At 64.2% G+C, this 17,679-nt stretch carries 12 protein-coding genes; 9 read left to right on the top strand and 3 right to left on the bottom strand.

What is annotated here, in order from left to right; translation table 11 throughout:
* Nucleotides 1-99: 99 nt before the first annotated feature.
* The gene (locus ACDA63_RS05135; protein WP_373662120.1) at nt 100-2,826 is read right to left on the bottom strand and encodes an InlB B-repeat-containing protein; all 2,727 of its coding nucleotides are present in this window, start codon (nt 2,824-2,826) and stop codon (nt 100-102) included.
* A gap of 781 nt (nt 2,827-3,607) precedes the next feature.
* On the opposite strand from ACDA63_RS05135, the gene ACDA63_RS05130 reads away from it, so the two are divergent.
* The 3 genes from ACDA63_RS05130 to ACDA63_RS05120 all read left to right on the top strand — a co-directional run bounded on the left by ACDA63_RS05130 (nt 3,608) and on the right by ACDA63_RS05120 (nt 7,395).
* Nucleotides 3,608-5,875 carry a glycoside hydrolase family 3 N-terminal domain-containing protein gene (locus tag ACDA63_RS05130; protein WP_373662119.1) on the top strand — a complete coding sequence of 756 codons (2,268 nt, stop codon included), beginning with the start codon at nt 3,608-3,610 and terminating at the stop codon, nt 5,873-5,875.
* Between the two features lie 87 nt (nt 5,876-5,962).
* Complete coding sequence (locus ACDA63_RS05125) at nt 5,963-6,844, top strand: LysR substrate-binding domain-containing protein (protein WP_373662118.1); 882 nt, start codon at nt 5,963-5,965, stop codon at nt 6,842-6,844.
* Nucleotides 6,845-6,921: 77 nt separating this feature from the next.
* A complete protein-coding gene (locus ACDA63_RS05120) occupies nt 6,922-7,395 on the top strand; it encodes a nucleoside deaminase (protein ID WP_373662117.1) in 474 nt (157 codons plus the stop codon).
* 70 nt (nt 7,396-7,465) lie between these two features.
* Here the strand turns inward: ACDA63_RS05120 and ACDA63_RS05115 are convergent, their stop codons facing one another.
* Nucleotides 7,466-8,107, bottom strand: coding sequence for an RpiB/LacA/LacB family sugar-phosphate isomerase (locus ACDA63_RS05115; RefSeq protein WP_373662116.1), 642 nt, complete (start codon nt 8,105-8,107; stop codon nt 7,466-7,468).
* A gap of 317 nt (nt 8,108-8,424) precedes the next feature.
* Between ACDA63_RS05115 and ACDA63_RS05110 the strand changes: the two genes are divergently transcribed.
* The 6 genes from ACDA63_RS05110 to guaD all read left to right on the top strand — a co-directional run bounded on the left by ACDA63_RS05110 (nt 8,425) and on the right by guaD (nt 16,648).
* Nucleotides 8,425-8,835, top strand: a complete 411-nt coding sequence (locus tag ACDA63_RS05110) for a hypothetical protein (RefSeq protein ID WP_373662115.1) — start codon at nt 8,425-8,427, stop codon at nt 8,833-8,835.
* Nucleotides 8,836-8,941: 106 nt separating this feature from the next.
* Entirely contained in the window at nt 8,942-10,153 is a 1,212-nt protein-coding gene (locus ACDA63_RS05105) for a TolC family protein (protein ID WP_373662114.1), read from the top strand.
* Nucleotides 10,153-11,616: an efflux RND transporter periplasmic adaptor subunit gene (locus ACDA63_RS05100; protein ID WP_373662113.1), complete on the top strand. Its 1,464-nt coding sequence runs from the start codon at nt 10,153-10,155 to the stop codon at nt 11,614-11,616. Before ACDA63_RS05105 ends, ACDA63_RS05100 begins: the two co-directional genes overlap by 1 nt.
* Nucleotides 11,613-14,771 carry an efflux RND transporter permease subunit gene (locus tag ACDA63_RS05095; protein WP_373662112.1) on the top strand — a complete coding sequence of 1,053 codons (3,159 nt, stop codon included), beginning with the start codon at nt 11,613-11,615 and terminating at the stop codon, nt 14,769-14,771. The genes ACDA63_RS05100 and ACDA63_RS05095 overlap by 4 nt, the downstream gene beginning before the upstream one ends.
* On the top strand, nt 14,768-15,106 hold the full coding sequence (locus ACDA63_RS05090) for a copper-binding protein (protein ID WP_373662111.1): 339 nt from the start codon (nt 14,768-14,770) through the stop codon (nt 15,104-15,106). Before ACDA63_RS05095 ends, ACDA63_RS05090 begins: the two co-directional genes overlap by 4 nt.
* Before the next feature lie 201 nt (nt 15,107-15,307).
* On the top strand, nt 15,308-16,648 hold the full coding sequence (gene guaD / locus ACDA63_RS05085) for a guanine deaminase (RefSeq protein WP_373662110.1): 1,341 nt from the start codon (nt 15,308-15,310) through the stop codon (nt 16,646-16,648).
* 522 nt (nt 16,649-17,170) lie between these two features.
* Here guaD and ACDA63_RS05080 read toward each other — a convergent pair.
* Nucleotides 17,171-17,679 (bottom strand): hypothetical protein (locus ACDA63_RS05080; RefSeq protein WP_373662109.1); only part of this gene is annotated, 509 nt, incomplete at its 5' end.

The following is a 17,679-nucleotide window of genomic DNA, read 5'->3' as shown; positions in this document are numbered from 1 at the left end:
CTCGCCCCGCGCGGCCGCAGATACGTGCGGGCGAAGCGGCTGCGCAAGAAAAAGCCCCCAGGCGATGCCTGAGGGCTTGGTCGTGTTACTGACCGCGTATTACAGGGACTTCAGCGTGACTTCCATGTCTTCGAGCTCTGTCCGGTTGCCCGCGGAGATGGTGCCGGTGAACTGCACACCAAAGCCGCCCACGGTGCTGGTGACGCTGGGCAGCGTCGCACTGAAGTGGATTTCGCTCGGCAGGCTGTAGCCCAGTTGCGTGTTGGTCTGCGGCGACTCGGTCGTGACGTCCGCCGTCAGCACGTTGCCGACGAGCTTGAACACGAGATGCGCGCCCGGCATGTAGACCGAGCTTTCGACGTAGCAATTCGGCAGGATGGTCCGCACGCCATTGACGTACTGGATCATCGACACACGAGTCGAGTTGCCCGACGACGGGATCGGCTTGTTGTTGTCGAGCGGGTCGGCCGACAGGCGCTGGAAGCGCAGCGCGTAGCCGGTCTGCGTCACCGGATCCCACTTGATGTAGACCTCCAGGTACTGATCCGTCGCGCTGCCAAAGCCCTGGCCGGCGATCTTCTCCGGCGTAAAGCTCATCGAAAGCGACATGTCGGAGAACGAACCTTGCGGCTGATACAGCAGGCGTGCGCCTTGCGTGGCGGTTCTCAGGCCGGGAACGCCCAGCGCACCATCGCGATCGCCCATCACGTACGTCCACGGCGTGGTGGTGGCCGGCACCCACGCCTGATTGACGTCGCTCGGCTTGATCGTGTCGGCGTACCAGACGTTGGGCTGGTTGAGCGTGTGGCCCGCCCACGTGATGTTCGCGAAGTTGGTCGCGATCTTGAGCGGGTTGGTCACGTCGCTCGATGCGATGGCGCGGCTGGTCGACACCTCCACCGTGCTGGCGGCCGCCGGGCTGAACTCATACTTCGGCGTCACGACGGCGGTGAGGTACTGGCCGATATCGCCCGCGGTCAGCTGGTAGTTCTTGTACGGATTGTCGAGCGTGGTGACCGCGACCTGGACGGCCTTGTCGCCTGGCGCGCTGCCGCGGAACCAGGTGATCGGCGACGCGTCGGTGAACTCCGGATGGTCATACGTGATCTGCAGCGCAGCCGTGTTCTGGCCGATCGTGATCGAGGGCGTGCCCGTCACCACGGGAGCGGCGACAGTCTGCGGATTGATGTGCAGCGTCACGTGCGCCTTGAGCCCGTTCGGTGCCGACGCCTTGACCACCGTATCGATGATCTTGCCGGTCGAATTCAGCTTCGCGCGCAGGTGCAGCTTGCCGTCGCCCGCGTTGTCCAGCACGTCGAACAACGACGTGTCGTAGCTGAAGCTGATGGATGCGTAGGCGTAGGCGTTGGCCGGCGTGAAAGTCGGCGTGATGATCGTCTCGTTCAACGCGTTGTCCGACTGGATGGTGGTGGCGTTGGCCGCCATCACGAACTTGAACGCCGTGTCGTTCTTCTGTTGCTGACCCGAAGGATTCCAGCCGTCCGTTCCCTTGAGCAGGTTGTAGACGTTGTACTCCGTGCCGACCTTGAAGATCTGCAGCGAATTCGAGTCCAGCGTTTCAGTGACCAGCGGGTTCTTCGGGTCGAACACCACGGGCGTGCCGTCTTCATACGTGTTGTTGTACACGTACTGCGTGACGTCCGGACGCTGTGTGTTCTCCCACCGGATTTCTTCCTTCGGCCCCTTGAAGACGTTGTCGATCAGCACCCAGTTGCCGCCGCTCTTCGAGAACCAGAAGGTCGGGCTGTCGTTGATGAAGTTGAACGTCGAGTGCAGGAAAGCGGCGATCGTCGTCGAGCCGCCGTATGACGGATGGCTGCCATAGAAATCGAACGTGCAGTTCTCGAACACGTTGGTCGCGCCGCCTGCGATCGAATCGTCGGTCAGCTGGAAGTACGAGTTCTTGAAGTACGCACGCGTCGGACTGGCGGCGATCAGGTTCAGGAAGCTGACGAAGCGCACGTTCTCGAAGTACAGCTTGTCCAGCGGGTCCTTCAGGCCCTCCGCGGCGGTGATCGTCTGGGCCTGCACGCGCGCGTCGGTGCGGCGGGCCAGGTTCTGCGACGGGTCGCGCGGGAAGACGAGATCGACCGACGTGTAGTTGGCGATCGTCAGGTTGTAGGCCGAGAAGCTCGTCCCGATGCCGATGACGTTCCAGTTGCCATTCGAACCCATCGTCTGGCCGCGATTGCCGGCAATGCGTACGTCATCCGCATTGGACGTCAGCCCCTTGAAGGTCAGGCTCGCCTGCGGGAACGAGATCCCGATCAGCCCTGGATGGTCGGGCGTATTGGCGATGGCCGGGTCCTTGTAGTCATCGGTCCAATACACGCCGGGGGTGAAGTTGACCGTCGTGCCGTCGGCAACGTTGGCGGCCTTCAATTCCTGCAGCGTCTTGAAGGTGTAGGCGCCGCGACGGGCTTCATCCAGATACGCATCGACGACGACGTTGCTGGCCGACAGCTCGACGAACTTGGCCTTCAGCACGAGATCGGATGCGACCTTCTCGTGAGTGAAGTCCCACATGTGGCCTGCACCGGCGTCCTGGATGAACCAGCCGACGAAGTAAGCGTTCTTGCCTTTATCGGGTCGGGTGGGGGCGGTCAGTTGCGCACCGTCAGCAACCTGGACCTTGGTGACGGCGCCATCCACGTCATAAGAAACGGCGTGGGTGACCGGGGTCGGTGGCGGGCTCGTGTCGCTGGAATCGTCATCCGATCCACAAGCCGTGAGAAGCGATAGCAGGAACGCCATCGCCAGTGTCACGAGAGGAGTCCCCCTCGCGTATGTCTTTGCGGTACTCATGTGTCTTGGCCTTTCTTCAGGCAACAGCAGCCTGTGGGACTCAACGGTGAGCCGATCAACGTCGGCGCACGCTGCATCGATTCAGACTTCCGTTGTGTGCAAACCGGAAATCATCGAGGCGTGGCGGAGGTTGGCTCGACGGACACGCGACAGCGGATGTCCCCGGAGCGCTCGCGCGTCTTGCGCCCTGGGTGCGGTCGATCTCTATCCGTGCGGCGGAGGCCGGAAAGACGGGTTGCGGTACTTCATGAAGGTCTCCTGTTCTTATGTGGATTTGTCCGAACCGGCCGCCAGTCGCGACAGCAATGGCACGACGCAATCGATTCCCTGCTCACAGCCGCGCATCCGGCCGAGGAGCAGCAAGGAACTTGCTTACCTTCGGCACCGGACGGTCAACGAGCTCATGCGGCGGCCGGGTCACGGCGCAGCGCGCAATCCGGCCACGACACGGCCTGCGAAGCGGTGTGAACGTTATCAAATCTTTACAGTTGTTGCCTGACTTTTAACAATGCAGTCTGACGTCAACTCGGAAATCTCCTAGTCCACATCAACACTTGTTTTGGCTAAACGTGAACGACTTGCGCGCCATTGCGGGTTCGCAGCGGCTCCATGGCGCCCAGCCGCCCTTCTTGAAACCCAGTCCGGGCGCGGTATGCAAGCGTTGCATACCCCCCGCCAAAATGAGCATTAGTCAGCGGTTTGCGAGTGTTGGATGATTTCGTCGCGCGCCACCGGCGGTAATGAGCGGCGCCACTTGTATACATGAACACAAGGAGACGAAATGCATCCCACCCATTCCCCCGCCATGCGCGGCCATGCCTTGCGGCTGTCGATCATCGCCAGTTGCGTCGCGATGTTGGCAGCGTGCGGATCGGACGATTCCGCCAATGACAGCGACGCCTCGACACAGCCGACATTGAGTGCGCGCGCCAAGAGCGTCATCACGGTCGACAACAAGCAGTTCAAGGACCTGAATGCCAATGGCAAGCTCGACCCGTATGAAGACTGGCGTTTGACCGCAGAACAACGCGCCGACGATCTCGTCACCCGCATGTCGCTGGAGGAGAAGGCCGGCATGATGATGATCGACACGCTGAACTCGGGTTGCGAAGGCACCGCCGACGCGACCGCCACCGACTACATCGGCACGCAGAAGATGACGCGCTTCATCCTGCGTTCGGTGGCCAAGTCTACGGGCGAGGCGTGCGGCACGACCGCCGCCAATGCGCGCAGCGGATACGTGGTCACGCCGCAGCAACTGGCGGAGTTCTCCAACCGTATCCAGGAGATGGCCGAACGCGCACCGCTGGGCATCCCGGTCGTGTTCAAGGACAACGCGCGCAACCACTACGAAACCGATCCGCGCTTCGGCATTTCGGCCGGCGCCGGCGCCTTCACCGAATTCCCCAAGGAAGCCGGCCTGGCGGCCGCCGCGCTCGGCGAGGAATCGCTCAAGACCGGCAAGGCCCCCACCACCGGCGACATGTCGGTGATCCGCACCTTCACCGAAGTCATGGGGCAGGAATACAACGCCGTCGGCCTGCGCGGCATGTACGGCTACATGGCCGACCTCGCGACCGAGCCGCGCTGGTATCGCGTGCACGAGACCTTCACCGAAAACGCCGACCTCAACGCCAACATCATGAAGACGCTGGTCGAAGGCCTGCAGGGCGGTCCGGTGAATGCCAAGACGGCCGTGGCGATGACGATGAAGCACTTCCCCGGCGGCGGCCCGCAAGAACTGGGGCTCGATCCGCACTACTCATTCGGTAAGAACCAGATCTATCCGGGCAACAACTTCGGCTACCACCTCAAGCCCTTCATGGCGGCCATCAACGCGGGCGTCTCATCGATCATGCCGTATTACGGCGTACCGATTAACGTCACCTACGAAGGCGTCAAGTACGACCAGGTCGGCATGGCGTTCTCCAAGCAGATCGTCACCGATCTGCTGCGCGGCAAGCTCGGATTCAAGGGCTACGTGAATTCGGACACCGGCATCATCGACGCGCGCGCATGGGGGCTGGAAGACAAGACCATTCCCGAACGCGTCGCGGCCGCCGTCAACGGCGGCACCGATACGCTGTCGGGCTATCACACCAACAAGACCATCACCGATCTGGTAAAGGCCGGCCTGATCACGCAGGCCCGTGTGGATGAAGCCGTCAGGCGCCTGCTGCTCGAACAGTTCAGACTCGGCCTGTTCGAGAACCCGTACATCGACGCCACCCGCGCAGCCGGCGTGATTGGTTCGGACGACCACCGCGCCAAGGGTCTGGAAATGCAGAAGAAGTCTGTCGTCCTGCTGCAGAACCAGGACATGGGCAGCGGCACGCGCACCCTGCCGATGAAGAGCGGCGCCACGGTCTACACCATCGGCATGGGCAAGGCGGATGTCGAGAAATACGGCTACACCGCCATCGACGGCAACTACGACGCCACCAAGGGTGAAACGCGCAAGAGCGCGGCCGGCGCCGACTATGCCGTCATCCGCGTGTTGATCAAGGACGCGGGTTCGGCGTACTCGAGCAAGGATGCGGCGACGGGCGCCAACCCCGCCTACCTCAATCCGCTCACCGGCAAGACCTGGGGCAGCGAAGACCCGTGCGTGCTCTTCCCGCAGATCAATCCGACCTGTGCGGACACCGGGTTGCTCTTCGGCGGCGCGCTGCCGTGGGAGAACAACATGCTCTCGCTGACGACCATCGCCCAGGCGAAGTCACGCACGATGACGCCCTCGCTGGCCGATATCAAGGCAGTGATGGCCGAAATCGGCGATGCGAAGAAGGTTGTGCTGAGCGTGTACTTCCGCGCACCGTACGTGCTGGACGACGCCAGCGGCGCGAAGAACGCCGGCGCCATCGTCGCCACCTTCGGTGTGAGCGACACGGCGCTGATGGAAGTGCTCAGCGGCAAGTTCAAGCCGCAAGGCAAGATGCCGTTCGCACTGGCCAACAACCTGCAGGCGGTCATCGACAACGAACCGGACGTCCCCGGCTATCCTGAAAAGGACACGCTGTACCCGTTCGGCTACGGTCTGACGTACTGATCGTCGGCGCACAGCGCAACGGGCCGCAGCGAAAACTGCGGCCCGTTTTCATTCATGCGGGCCCACCTCAACAAGAACCGGACATCCATGGACATCCGACAACTCACCTACTTCATCGTCGTGGCCGAAGAAGGCCGGATCAGCCGCGCAGCCACCCTGCTCAACATGACGCAGCCCTCGCTGACGCGCCACATCCAGGCGCTGGAAGAAAGCGTCGGCGTGCAATTGCTGCAGCGGACGACGTGGGGCGTCGAACTGACCGCAGCGGGCCGATCGCTGCTCGAGCACGCACGCGCCATCCGGGCCCAGATCGAAATCGCAACGCGCCAGGCCCGCCGGGTCGCGGCAGACCAGTTCGATCGCATCGATGTCGGCGTACACGGCACCGCGATGGTGAGCGTCGTGCCGCGCGTGCTGGAGCGCCTCTCAGCACGCCATCCGCACGTGGAACTCGTCCTGCAGAGCGAGCCGAAGGCGTTGCTGACGGAGGCGCTGCGCGAGGGACGCATTCTCGTCTTCTTCGATCGTTACCTGTCCGAGTCGCCCGACATCGCCGTCGAACTCGTCGACCGCGAACCCGGCATGCTGGCGGTGCATCGCGACGATCCGCTCGCACAGTGCGAACGCATCGCCCTTCGCGACCTCGCCGACACGACGTTCATCGAAGTCGCCAACAAGTCGATCGAGCGGCTCTCGCTGCTGTGTCAGCAGCACGGTTTCGTGCCCAACGTGCGTCATCGCACGTGGGACATCATCACCGCCGTGCTGATGGTGTCGGGCGGATATGGCGCAACGCTCGTCCCCGCCACAACCGTCGACATGCAACTCCCGAACGTCGTGTACCGGCCAATCGAGCACGACGACGATCTGTCGTTTCTCACGCACTGCGCCTATCGCCGCAACGAAACGCATCCGATGCTGGCCGATCTGCTGCAGGCGGTACGGGAGCATCGCGAGCGACGCGACTGACGGCAAAGTGTCAGGGCATATCGCGCCCTGCGGCTGCGCGTGGCATCCTCCCCCACCTCAATACCAAGGACACGCGGATGAAAACCGACGAACACTTCCTGCGCGAGGCCATCCGCCTGGCGCGCGACAACAGCGCCCACGGCGGCCGTCCCTTCGGCGCAGTGGTCGTGAAGGACGACGAGATCATCGCCACCGGAGTGAATCAGATTCTCGCAACGTGCGATCCAACCTCGCATGCCGAACTAAACGCAATCCGTGCGGCGAGCAAGAAGATCGGATCGCCCAGTCTGGCAGGTTGCCGCGTCTACGCCAGCGGCCATCCCTGCCCCATGTGTCTTGCAGCGATGCGCATGGCGGGCGTCAGCGATATCGCCTACGCCTACAGCAACGAAGACGGTGCGCCGTATGGACTATCGACGGCGGCGATCTACACCGAGCTGGCAAGACCGCTCGCCGAGCAGTCGCTCAAGATGCGGCACGTCCCCGCCCGACTGGAAGACAGCACGGATCTTTATGCCGAATGGAAGCATCGCCAGACGCCTTCCGCATGATCGACGCGACGGTGGGCGAAAAAAAACCCGCCATGAGGCGGGTCTTTTTTGAGCGAGGCTGGGCCGGAAATCAGGCAGCCAGCACTTGCTTCAGGTAGGCCGACATTTCTGCGTCCTGGCTGTTGGCGAAGAAGTACTCCTGGAACTTCTCGCCAGCCACAGCAGCCTTCACCAGCGTCGGATCGACGCTCTTCAGAACGGTCAGCATGTCCTTGTTTGCAGCGGCCTTCACTTCCTTCAGGATGCCGCGGTTCTTCGCCATGATGGCAGCGCGCTCCTTCGGGTAGCCCAGACCACGCTCGCCGTCGAACAGCTTGCGGTAGACGTCTTGCAGGTTCAGTTCAGCAGCCCAGCCGAAACCCTTGGCGTAGGGCATCGAGATGGCGTTGCCGTCGTTGATCTGGCCGAACAGGAAAGCGTCGGTCGGATCGATCACCAGGCCGCAGAACACGCCCGGCATCGCGTTGCAGGCCAGCATGGCGCCCATGCCCGTGCCGCAGCCGGTGACGACGAAGTCGGCAGCCTTGGAGTTCAGCAGGATGCCAGCCAGCAGGCCGTTCATCACGTAGGTGAGCTGCGCCTTGTCGTCGGCCGAATACATGCCGTAGTTGAACACGGTGTGGCCCAGGGGCTCGGCAACCGTCTTGAGCGCGTTGAAGATGACTTCGTTCTTGGCAGCCTGGCTGTTCTCGTTGATGAGAGCGATCTTCATGAGAGTTCCCTTTATTTCTTGAAGGTGACGCGAGGCGTCAGTTGCGAAAAACACTGCGCGCCCACTGTCCGGGAGACCTGGCGGGAGCCGAGAGACGGCTTCCTGCGAGCGCATGGCAATCCGTAAGGGTAAACCGTGGCCGGATTAAACGCAAAGCGTTACGCCGCAACATTGCGTGGCGCGGGCTCACTACGAAGGGAAATCGATGGCATAGAGCACGCCTGGACGTGCGTTGCCGGGCGTTATTGATCCATCTCAAGCTAGCACCCTCAGCATTCGCGACACCTTGTGTCACTTATTTCCTTATACTCGCCGACATGTTTCGCCCTCTGCGCGTCCCTCGTCTGGCGTGGTTTCTCGCCCTCATGCTGGTGTTCAGCCAGTTGGTGACGGCCGCCTACGCCTGCGTCGAGAACGCCGCCGGACATTCGCCCACGCCGACGCCGATGGCCGCCAGCATGGGACATGGCGCGATGGCAGGCATGACCGACTGCGAAATGACGCAGAAGGAACAGCCGGTGGCCTGCAAGGTGCACTGCGAGCGCGACTCGCAGTCCTCCGACGCGCGCGTGCCCAATCTGCCGCCTCCGGTGCTGTTCGCGCTGTTCGTGGCTCCCGCGTTGTTCGACGCCATCGCCGAAACCGCCCCCGTTGCCCGTCCCGAGCCGCCCACGCTCATCGCTGCATCGCCGCCGCTGCGATTGCAGTACCAGGTTTTCCGTAATTAGCCCTCTCCGCTGACGTCCGTCACGAGCGCCGCCGCGCGCGCAAGGCATGCCCCTGGCATGTCGCGCCAGCGCCGCTCATTCCTGAACGTATCGAGCGGAGAGACTCATGTCCCCATTTCGACTCGGCCTGGCGGCCTGCCTGTATGGCGCTGCCAGCCTGTCGGCGCACGCAATGAGCCTGGACCAAGCCATGCAGGCTGCGTCCGAGCGTGCGCCCGACATCCTTGCCGCCACGGCCGCCAGCCGTGCGGCGCAATCGCTCAGCGTTTCGGCCGGCGCCCTGCCGGACCCGAAACTGTCCGCCTGGGTGGACGACCTGCCCACCAGCGGCCCGGACCGCTTCCGTCCGGGCGGCGCCAAGCGCGTCGTCAGCATCATGCAGGAGCTGCCCAGCAGCGCACGGCGCGAAGCCGAACAACGGCTCGCCGAAACGGAGGTGCGCACGGCGCAGGCGCGCGAACGCTTTGCTCGCCTCAACGTGCGGCGCGAAGCCGCGCTCGCGTGGCTGGGCCTGTATTACGTCGACCGGCGCGCAGCGGTCCTCGACGCGCAGGACGCGCTCAACCAGCAATGGCGCCAGCGCGACCTTGCCAGCATCGCTGGCGGCGCAAGCCCCGCCACGGCCTTCGGTGCGCGTACCGATGCGCTCGATCTGCAGGATGCCCACGACGATCTGCGGGCCCAGCGCGCACAGGCCGTCGCGCGTCTGGCCCGCTGGATCGGCACGTCGGCGAACACCGCCGACGGCGAATTGCCGGGCTGGGTCAGCCGTCCGCAAGTGGATGACTCCGCACTCGAACAGCAGCCCGACATCCGTACCGCCTCGCTCCAGCACGAAGCCGCATCGGCCGAACTGGCACTCGCACGTGCCGCCACGCATCCCAATTGGGGCGTGGAGCTGGGTCTCGGTGTGGACGCCATGGACAAGGGCATGGCGATGGTCAAGTTCAGCGTCGATCTGCCCATCTTCCAGAACACGCGCCAGGAGCCGCGCATCGCCGCCGCGCAGGCCGAGATCGATCGCAGCCAGGCCGAGCGCGATGCGCGACTGGCGGAGGCCCGCAGCGAATACGCCGCGCTGCACGCCGAACGCGACGCGCTGCAGCGCCAGCTCGACCGCATCGACAACGACACGCTGCCGCTCATCGATCGCCAGATCCAGCTTGCGCTGGCCTCAGTCGCGGGGGCCCGCGGCGACACCACCGCAGTGATCGAAGCACGCCGCGCGCGGCTGGCCGCCCAACTGCGCCGCATCGATATCGAAAGCCGGCTGGCCGCGGCCAACACGCGCCTGTACTTCCTGACCGGAGAACGCTGATGAACAAGACCACTCTCTGCGCGGCCGTGGCTGCCGCGCTCGTCGTCGGCGCGGGCGCCGGCTGGATGCTCAACGCGCGTCTCGCAACTTCACACGCTTCGCATGCCGACGCTGCGGCTGCGGCCTCATCACGCGCCGTGCTCTACTGGTACGACCCGATGAAGCCCGACCAGCACTTCGACAAACCGGGCAAATCGCCTTTCATGGACATGGACCTCGTGCCGCGCTACGCGGACGAAGCCGCCGAAACGGCCGCCGTGCGCATCGACCCCACGCTGGCGCAGAACACGGGGGTCAAATTCGCCACCGTCACGCGCGGCCAGCTTGCCAGCGCGCTCGATGTCACCGGCACAGTTGTCTTCAACGACCGCGATGTCGCCATCGTGCAGGCGCGTACCGGCGGGATCGTCGAGCGCGCCTACGCTCGCGCAGTGGGGGACGTCATTGCTGCGGGCGCGCCGATCGCCGACATCCGCGTGCCGGAATGGCTCGCCGCGCAACGCGAATTCCTCGCCGTACGCAGTGACCCCGAACTGGCCGCCGCGGCACGATCGCGCCTGCTGCAACTGGGCATGACGAACACGCAGATCGCCACGCTGGAACGCTCCGGCACGCCGCAGGCCGTACTCACCGTCTCCGCGCCGCGCGGCGGTATGCTGGCCGAATGGTCCGTGCGCGAAGGCATGATCGTCGGCGCCGGCCAGACGCTGGCGCGCATCAACGGTCTGTCGTCCGTATGGATCGAGGCCGACGTGCCGGAAACGCAATCCAGCGCGCTCAAGCCCGGAACGCCTGTGCGCGTGCGCGTGGCCGCAGCGCCCGACGACGCCATCGCAGGGCGCATCGAATCGGTGGTGCCGGAACTCAACGCCACGACGCGCACGGTGCGCGTGCGCGCCCAGATTCCCAATCGCAATGGTGCACTGCGTCCAGGCATGTATGCACGCATCGAACTTGCCGGCAATGCACCGCAGGCTGCGTTGCTGGTGCCGAGCGACGCCGTCATCGCCACCGGTACGCGCCACGTCGTGATCGTCGCCGAGGACGCTGGCAAATTCGCGCCAGCCGAAGTCCGCGTCGGACGCGAGCGCGACGGCCAGAGCGAAATCCTCGAGGGCCTCGCCGAAGGCCAGCGCGTGGTGGTGTCGGGCCAGTTCATGATCGATTCGGAAGCCAGCCTGCGAGGCGTGCTGGCACGCATGGCATCGGCATCGGCGCCTGCTGCGACAGCGCAAGTGGCAACGGCGCGCGGCGTGGTCAAAGCGATCGACGGTCACAGCGTTACGCTGGAACACGAACCGGTGCCCGCGCTGCAATGGCCTGCCATGACCATGCCATTTGGGTTGAGCGACTCGGCGCTGGCCGCGCGCATCAAACCCGGCGACACAGTGCGCTTTACCTTCCGCAACGACGAGAACGGCGCCGTCGTGACCGACATCACCAAAGATGGAGGCACACGATGATTGCCCGCCTCATCCACTGGTCGATCGGCAACCGCTTCATGGTGCTGCTCGCCGCATTCATGCTGACGGCATGGGGGCTATGGGCGGCCCGCACGATGCCGGTCGACGCCCTGCCCGATCTGTCCGACGTGCAGGTCATCATCCGCACGCCCTACCCCGGACAGGCTCCGCGCATCGTCGAAGACCAGGTCACCTATCCGCTGACCACCACCATGCTGTCGGTGCCGGGCGTGAAGACCGTGCGCGGGTATTCGTTCTTTGGCGACTCCTACGTATACGTGCTGTTCGACGACCACACGGATTTGTATTGGGCCCGTTCGCGCGTGCTCGAGTACCTGAACCAGGTACAGGGGCGTCTGCCACAAAGCGCACGTCCATCACTCGGACCGGACGCCACCGGCGTAGGCTGGATCTACGAGTACGCGCTGGTCGACAAGACCGGGCAGCGCAGCCTCGCCGATCTGCGCAGCCTGCAGGACTGGTTCCTCAAGTACGAACTCAAGACGCTGCCCAACGTCGCCGAAGTGGCCGCCATCGGCGGCATGGTCAAGCAGTATCAGATCGTGCTCGACCCTGCACGTCTGGCCGCCTACGGCATCAGCGCCGACATGGTGGCGGACGCCGTACAGAAGGCCAACCAGGAGGCCGGCGGTTCCGTCGTGGAACTGGCCGAGGCCGAGTACATGGTGCGCGCCACGGGCTACTTGAAGTCGCTCGACGACTTCCGTGCGATTCCCCTGCGGACCGAACGCGGCACCGTCGTGCGACTGGGCGATGTGGCGCGCGTGCAGACCGGGCCGGAGATGCGTCGCGGCATCGCGGAACTGGACGGTCAGGGCGAAGTGGTCGGCGGCGTGGTGATCCTGCGTTCAGGCAAGAACGCACGCGAAACCATCGAAGCGGTCAAGGCAAAGCTCGAGTCACTCAAGCACAGCCTGCCGACAGGCGTAGAAGTCGTCACCACTTACGATCGCAGCCAGCTCATCGATCATGCCGTGGAGAATCTCAGCCACAAGTTGCTCGAAGAGTTCATCGTCGTGGCCGTGGTGTGCCTGGTCTTCCTGTGGCACCTGCGCAGCGCCTTGGTCGCGATCATCTCGCTGCCGCTCGGCGTACTGTGCGCGTTCATCATCATGCGATACCAGGGCGTGAATGCGAACATCATGTCACTGGGCGGTATCGCCATTGCCATCGGTGCCATGGTCGACGCGGCCGTGGTGATGATCGAGAACGCCCACAAGCGCATCGAGGCATGGCAACACGCGCATCCGGGCGGCGAACTCACGGGTGACGAGCGCTGGCGCGTCATAGGCGAGGCGGCGGCGGAAGTCGGCCCGGCGCTGTTCTTCAGCCTGCTCATCATCACGCTATCGTTCGTGCCCATCTTCACGCTCGAAGCGCAGGAGGGGCGCCTCTTCGGTCCGCTGGCGTTCACCAAGACCTACGCCATGGCAGCGGCCGCAGGCTTGTCGGTCACGCTGGTACCCGTTCTGATGGGCTTGTGGATTCGCGGGCGCATCCCGCCCGAGTCGCGCAATCCGCTGAGCCGCATCCTGATCGCCGCCTATCGCCCTCTGCTGGAATGGGTGCTGCGGCGTCCACGCACAACACTCGCGATCGCGGCTGTCGCGCTGGCGACCTCGATCTGGCCCACCTTGCATCTGGGCGGCGAGTTCCTGCCGAAGATGGACGAAGGCGACCTGCTCTACATGCCATCGGCCTTACCCGGGCTGTCCGCCGCGAAAGCGGCAGAATTGCTCCAGCAGACTGACCGCCTGATCAAGACGGTGCCCGAAGTCGCCACCGTCTTCGGCAAGGCCGGCCGCGCCGACAGCGCGACCGACAACGCGCCGATGGAGATGTTCGAGACCACCATCCAGTTCAAACCACGCGACCAATGGCGCCGCGGCATGACGCCGGAAAAACTGGTGGAAGAACTCGACCGCGTGGTGCAGGTGCCGGGGCTCGCCAACATCTGGGTACCGCCGATCCGCAATCGCATCGACATGCTGGCCACCGGCATCAAGAGCCCGATCGGCATCAAGGTATCGGGAAGCGATCTGGCGGCCATCGAACGCGCCGCGCTCGACATCGAGCATGCGGCGAAGCGCGTGCCCGGCGTGTCGTCCGCCCTGGCGGAACGGCTCACAGGCGGGCGCTATCTGGACGTGATCATCGACCGCGAAGCCGCCGGCCGCTACGGGCTCAACGTGGCCGACGTGCAGAACGTCGTCACGCGCCTGATTGGCGGCGAGAACATCGGAGAGACCGTCGAGGGCACCGCCCGCTATCCGATCAACCTGCGCTATCCGCGCGAACTGCGCGACTCGGTGCAGCGATTGCGCGAGTTGCCGGTGGTGACACCTGCCGGCGCGTTGATCACGCTCGGCACGGTGGCGAAGGTCGACATCGCCGACGGGCCGCCGATGCTCAAGAGCGAAAACGGTCGACTGGCCTCGTGGATCTACATCGATGTGCGCGAGCGCGATCTCACCGCCGTCGTCCACGACCTGCAGGCCGCCATCGGCGAGCACGTCGTGCTGCCCGCCGGCGTGAGCGTCGGCTACTCCGGCCAGTTCGAGTACCTGGAGCGCGCCAATGCGCGCCTCAAGCTCGTCGTGCCGGCGATGCTGCTGATCATCTTCGTGCTGTTGTACCTGACCTTCCGCCGCTTCGATGAAGCGCTGCTGATCATGGCCACATTGCCCTTCGCGCTGATCGGCGGCGTGTGGTTCCTGTACCTGCTCGGCTACCACATGTCGGTCGCCACCGGCGTGGGCTTCATCGCGCTGGGCGGGGTCTCCGCCGAGTTCGGCGTGATCATGCTGCTATACCTCAAGCACGCGCTCGAAGCACGCACACCGCAAGGTCAGGCGCCCACGCTTGCAATGGTGCTCGATGCACTGCGCGAAGGTGCCGTGCAACGCGTGCGCCCCAAGGTCATGACGGTCGCGACGATCCTCGTCGGCCTCCTGCCGATCATGTGGGGCAGCGGTGCGGGCTCGGAAGTCATGAGCCGCATCGCCGCGCCCATGGTGGGCGGCATGATCACCGCGCCGCTGCTTTCGATGTTCGTCATTCCCGCTGCTTACCTGCTGATGCGCCGCCCGCGTCGGCACGCCACTTCATGGATCAACCAAGGAGAATCCGCATGAACTACCGCAACGCAATCGTCCCCCTGTTCGCTGTCGCCCTATTGGGTACCACCCTGCCCGCCTCCGCGGCGGACCCGCACGCCGGCCACGGCGCGCCGGCCCCAGCGGCGCAGGTGCACCAGGGCCAGGGCGTGGTCCGCAACATCGATGCCGCGAACAATCGCGTGACGCTCGCGCACGGCCCGATCTCCAGTCTCGACTGGCCGGGCATGACGATGCCCTTCAACGTGTTGCCCGGTGTGCTGCCGAAGGACCTGAAGGTCGGTGACAACGTCAGCTTCCAGTTGCGCATGAATGGCAGCGAAGGCGTGATTACGTCCATCGTCAAGCGCTGACGCCCGCGCCGCGCATTCCTCCGTCGGCACTATCACAAAAAGGGGGCTTGCCGGACGGCCCCCTGCCGATGGCAGAATACGCAGCAGATCCGATGCGCGTCGTCACGGGCGCGCTTCACCACGCAGCCTTGCGAGGCTGGTCGTTCTGCCGCTCGATGCGGGCCCACGCCCGCTCTCCGGACTCCCGCAAAGGAATGCACCATGGCCCACAGCAAGGCGCTGCGCGCAGACGTCGTCACGTTCAAGGGCGACCCGTTTCTCAGCAAGCCCGAGGACTGCCTTGTCTACATCCCCGACGCGATCGTCGTCATCGACAATGGCGCGATCACGGACCTCGGCCCCGCATCGGAAGTCAGCAAGCGACTGCCGGCGGGCGTCACGCCCGAACACTATCCGGACTCGATCATCTCGGCCGGCTTCATCGACACGCACATCCACTACCCGCAGACGGAAATGATCGCCGCCTTTGGCGAGCAACTGCTGGAATGGCTGCACAAATACACCTTCGTCGCCGAACAGAAGTTCATCGACAAAGGCCACGCCGACAAGGTCGCCGGTGTGTTCCTGCGCGAACTGCTGCGCGCGGGCACGACGACGGCGGTCGTCTACTGCACCGTGCATCCGCAATCGGTCGACGCGTTCTTCGAGGAATCGAATCGCTTCAATACGCGCATGATCGCCGGCAAGGTGCTCATGGACCGCAACGCGCCCGACGCGCTACTCGACACGGCCCAGCGCGGCTACGACGAGAGCAAGGCGCTCATCGCGCGCTGGCACGGCAAGGGTCGTCAGCACTACTGCGTCACGCCGCGCTTCGCCCCGACAAGCACGCAGGCGCAACTGGATGCCTGCGGCACGCTGGTGCGCGAGCATGACGACGTTTTCGTGCAGACCCACCTGTGCGAGAACCTGGCGGAAATCGCCTGGGTGAAGGAACTGTTCCCCGATCGCAAGAGCTACCTCGACGTATACGCCAACGTCGGCATCGTTCGCCCGCGCTCTGTATACGGGCACGGCGTGCATCTGACCGAAGACGATTTCTGCACCTGCCATCAGACGGGCGCCGCGCTGGCGCACTGTCCGACTTCGAACCTCTTTCTCGGCAGCGGCCTGTTCCGCATTTTCGACGCCAAGAAACCGGTGCGGCCGGTGCGCGTGGGCCTGGGCACGGACGTCGGCGCCGGCACCAGTTTCAGTCAATTGCAGACGCTGAACGAGGCCTACAAGGTCGCGCAGATGAACGCGACCAGACTCAACGCCATCCAGGCCTTCTACCTCGCCACGCGCGGCAGCGCGGAGGCGCTGTACCTGGACGACCGGATCGGCACCGTCGCCAAGGGATTCGAGGCAGACCTCGTGGTGCTCGACAAAAGGGCCACGCCGCTCATGGCATTCCGCAGCGGCGTCGTCCAGGACATCGTCGAGCAGTTGTTCGTGATGATGATTCTTGGCGACGACCGTGCGGTGCGGGCGACGTATGTTGCGGGGGAGCGGGTGTATGACCGCGAGATGACGGGCGATAAGTTCTCGTACGCCGCGTAATGCGTGGGGTGCGGGTGGTTGAGTAAGAAGCCCTTTCTTGCTTGAGGATTGTTCGAGCTTGGTCTCGATTGCTTGATCACGTTGGGCGGAGTTCTTTTCCCGCGAAAAATGCGGCACCTTGCTGGCCTGCTGGACAACTACATTCCTGCGAGGGTTTCGGTCTGACAACGGTAGTCTCGACTGCTGATGCTCGACGGCCGGGAGTTCGTCCCTACGGGCAAATGTCGGTCGTGATGCGACAAGGGAAGGACTGCCCTTTCTTGCTTGGGCTTTCATCTATCAACCGTGATTACGACTGCTTGGGTGCGTTGGCCGGGAGTTCGCCCCGGCGGGCGAGTAACTTCTTTGTTATCGACAAAGAAGTCACCAAGAAAGCGACCCCTACATCGCCGCCAGCCTGCGGCTGGTCCCCTGCGCTACTCGTCAAGTCAGGCGGCTGCGGAACTCGTCGCTAACGCTCCTCAGACAGTCCTCGCCGACCCGCTACGCGGGCAACCTGACTTGCCTGCGTTGCTCGGCGGCTCAAAAGGGGCCGGCCATAGCAAACACCTCGATATGCGTGGAACAAAGGCCTCTACATTGCGCGTGACGTGTTGTGCGTGTACCGCAAAGCGCATGCAACACGCGCAGCGAAGTTTCAGATGTCGCGGGTAGTGCGTAGGCCGGAAAAGCGAAGCGACATCCGCCGTTCCGAAACGACTGGCGTCGTTCGATCAGCAACGACGTTTGATTGGCGAGAGCGCCAGCGGAAACACAAGCATTCAGAAACAGGGGCTTTTGCTGTTCGTCTGAACAACCATGCTGCGTGATGTGGGCACCCCATTCAGCGTCGCCGAGCAGCACAGGGCGAGAAGGTCGCGGCGTAGCCGTCGGCGAGGACTGTTTGAGGAGCGTAGCGACGAGTTCCGCAGCCGCCTTCTCGACCGCGCAGCGCAGGGGATCGGCCGCAGGCCAACGACGCTGTGGGGTCGCTTCTTTGGTTACTTTCTTGTCGAAAACAAGAAAGTGACTCGCCCGCCGGGGCGAACTCC

It is taken from the genome of Uliginosibacterium sp. sgz301328 (assembly GCF_041807905.1).
Classification (GTDB): domain Bacteria; phylum Pseudomonadota; class Gammaproteobacteria; order Burkholderiales; family Rhodocyclaceae; genus JBGVSA01.
This window is presented reverse-complemented; position numbering and strand designations above follow the sequence as displayed.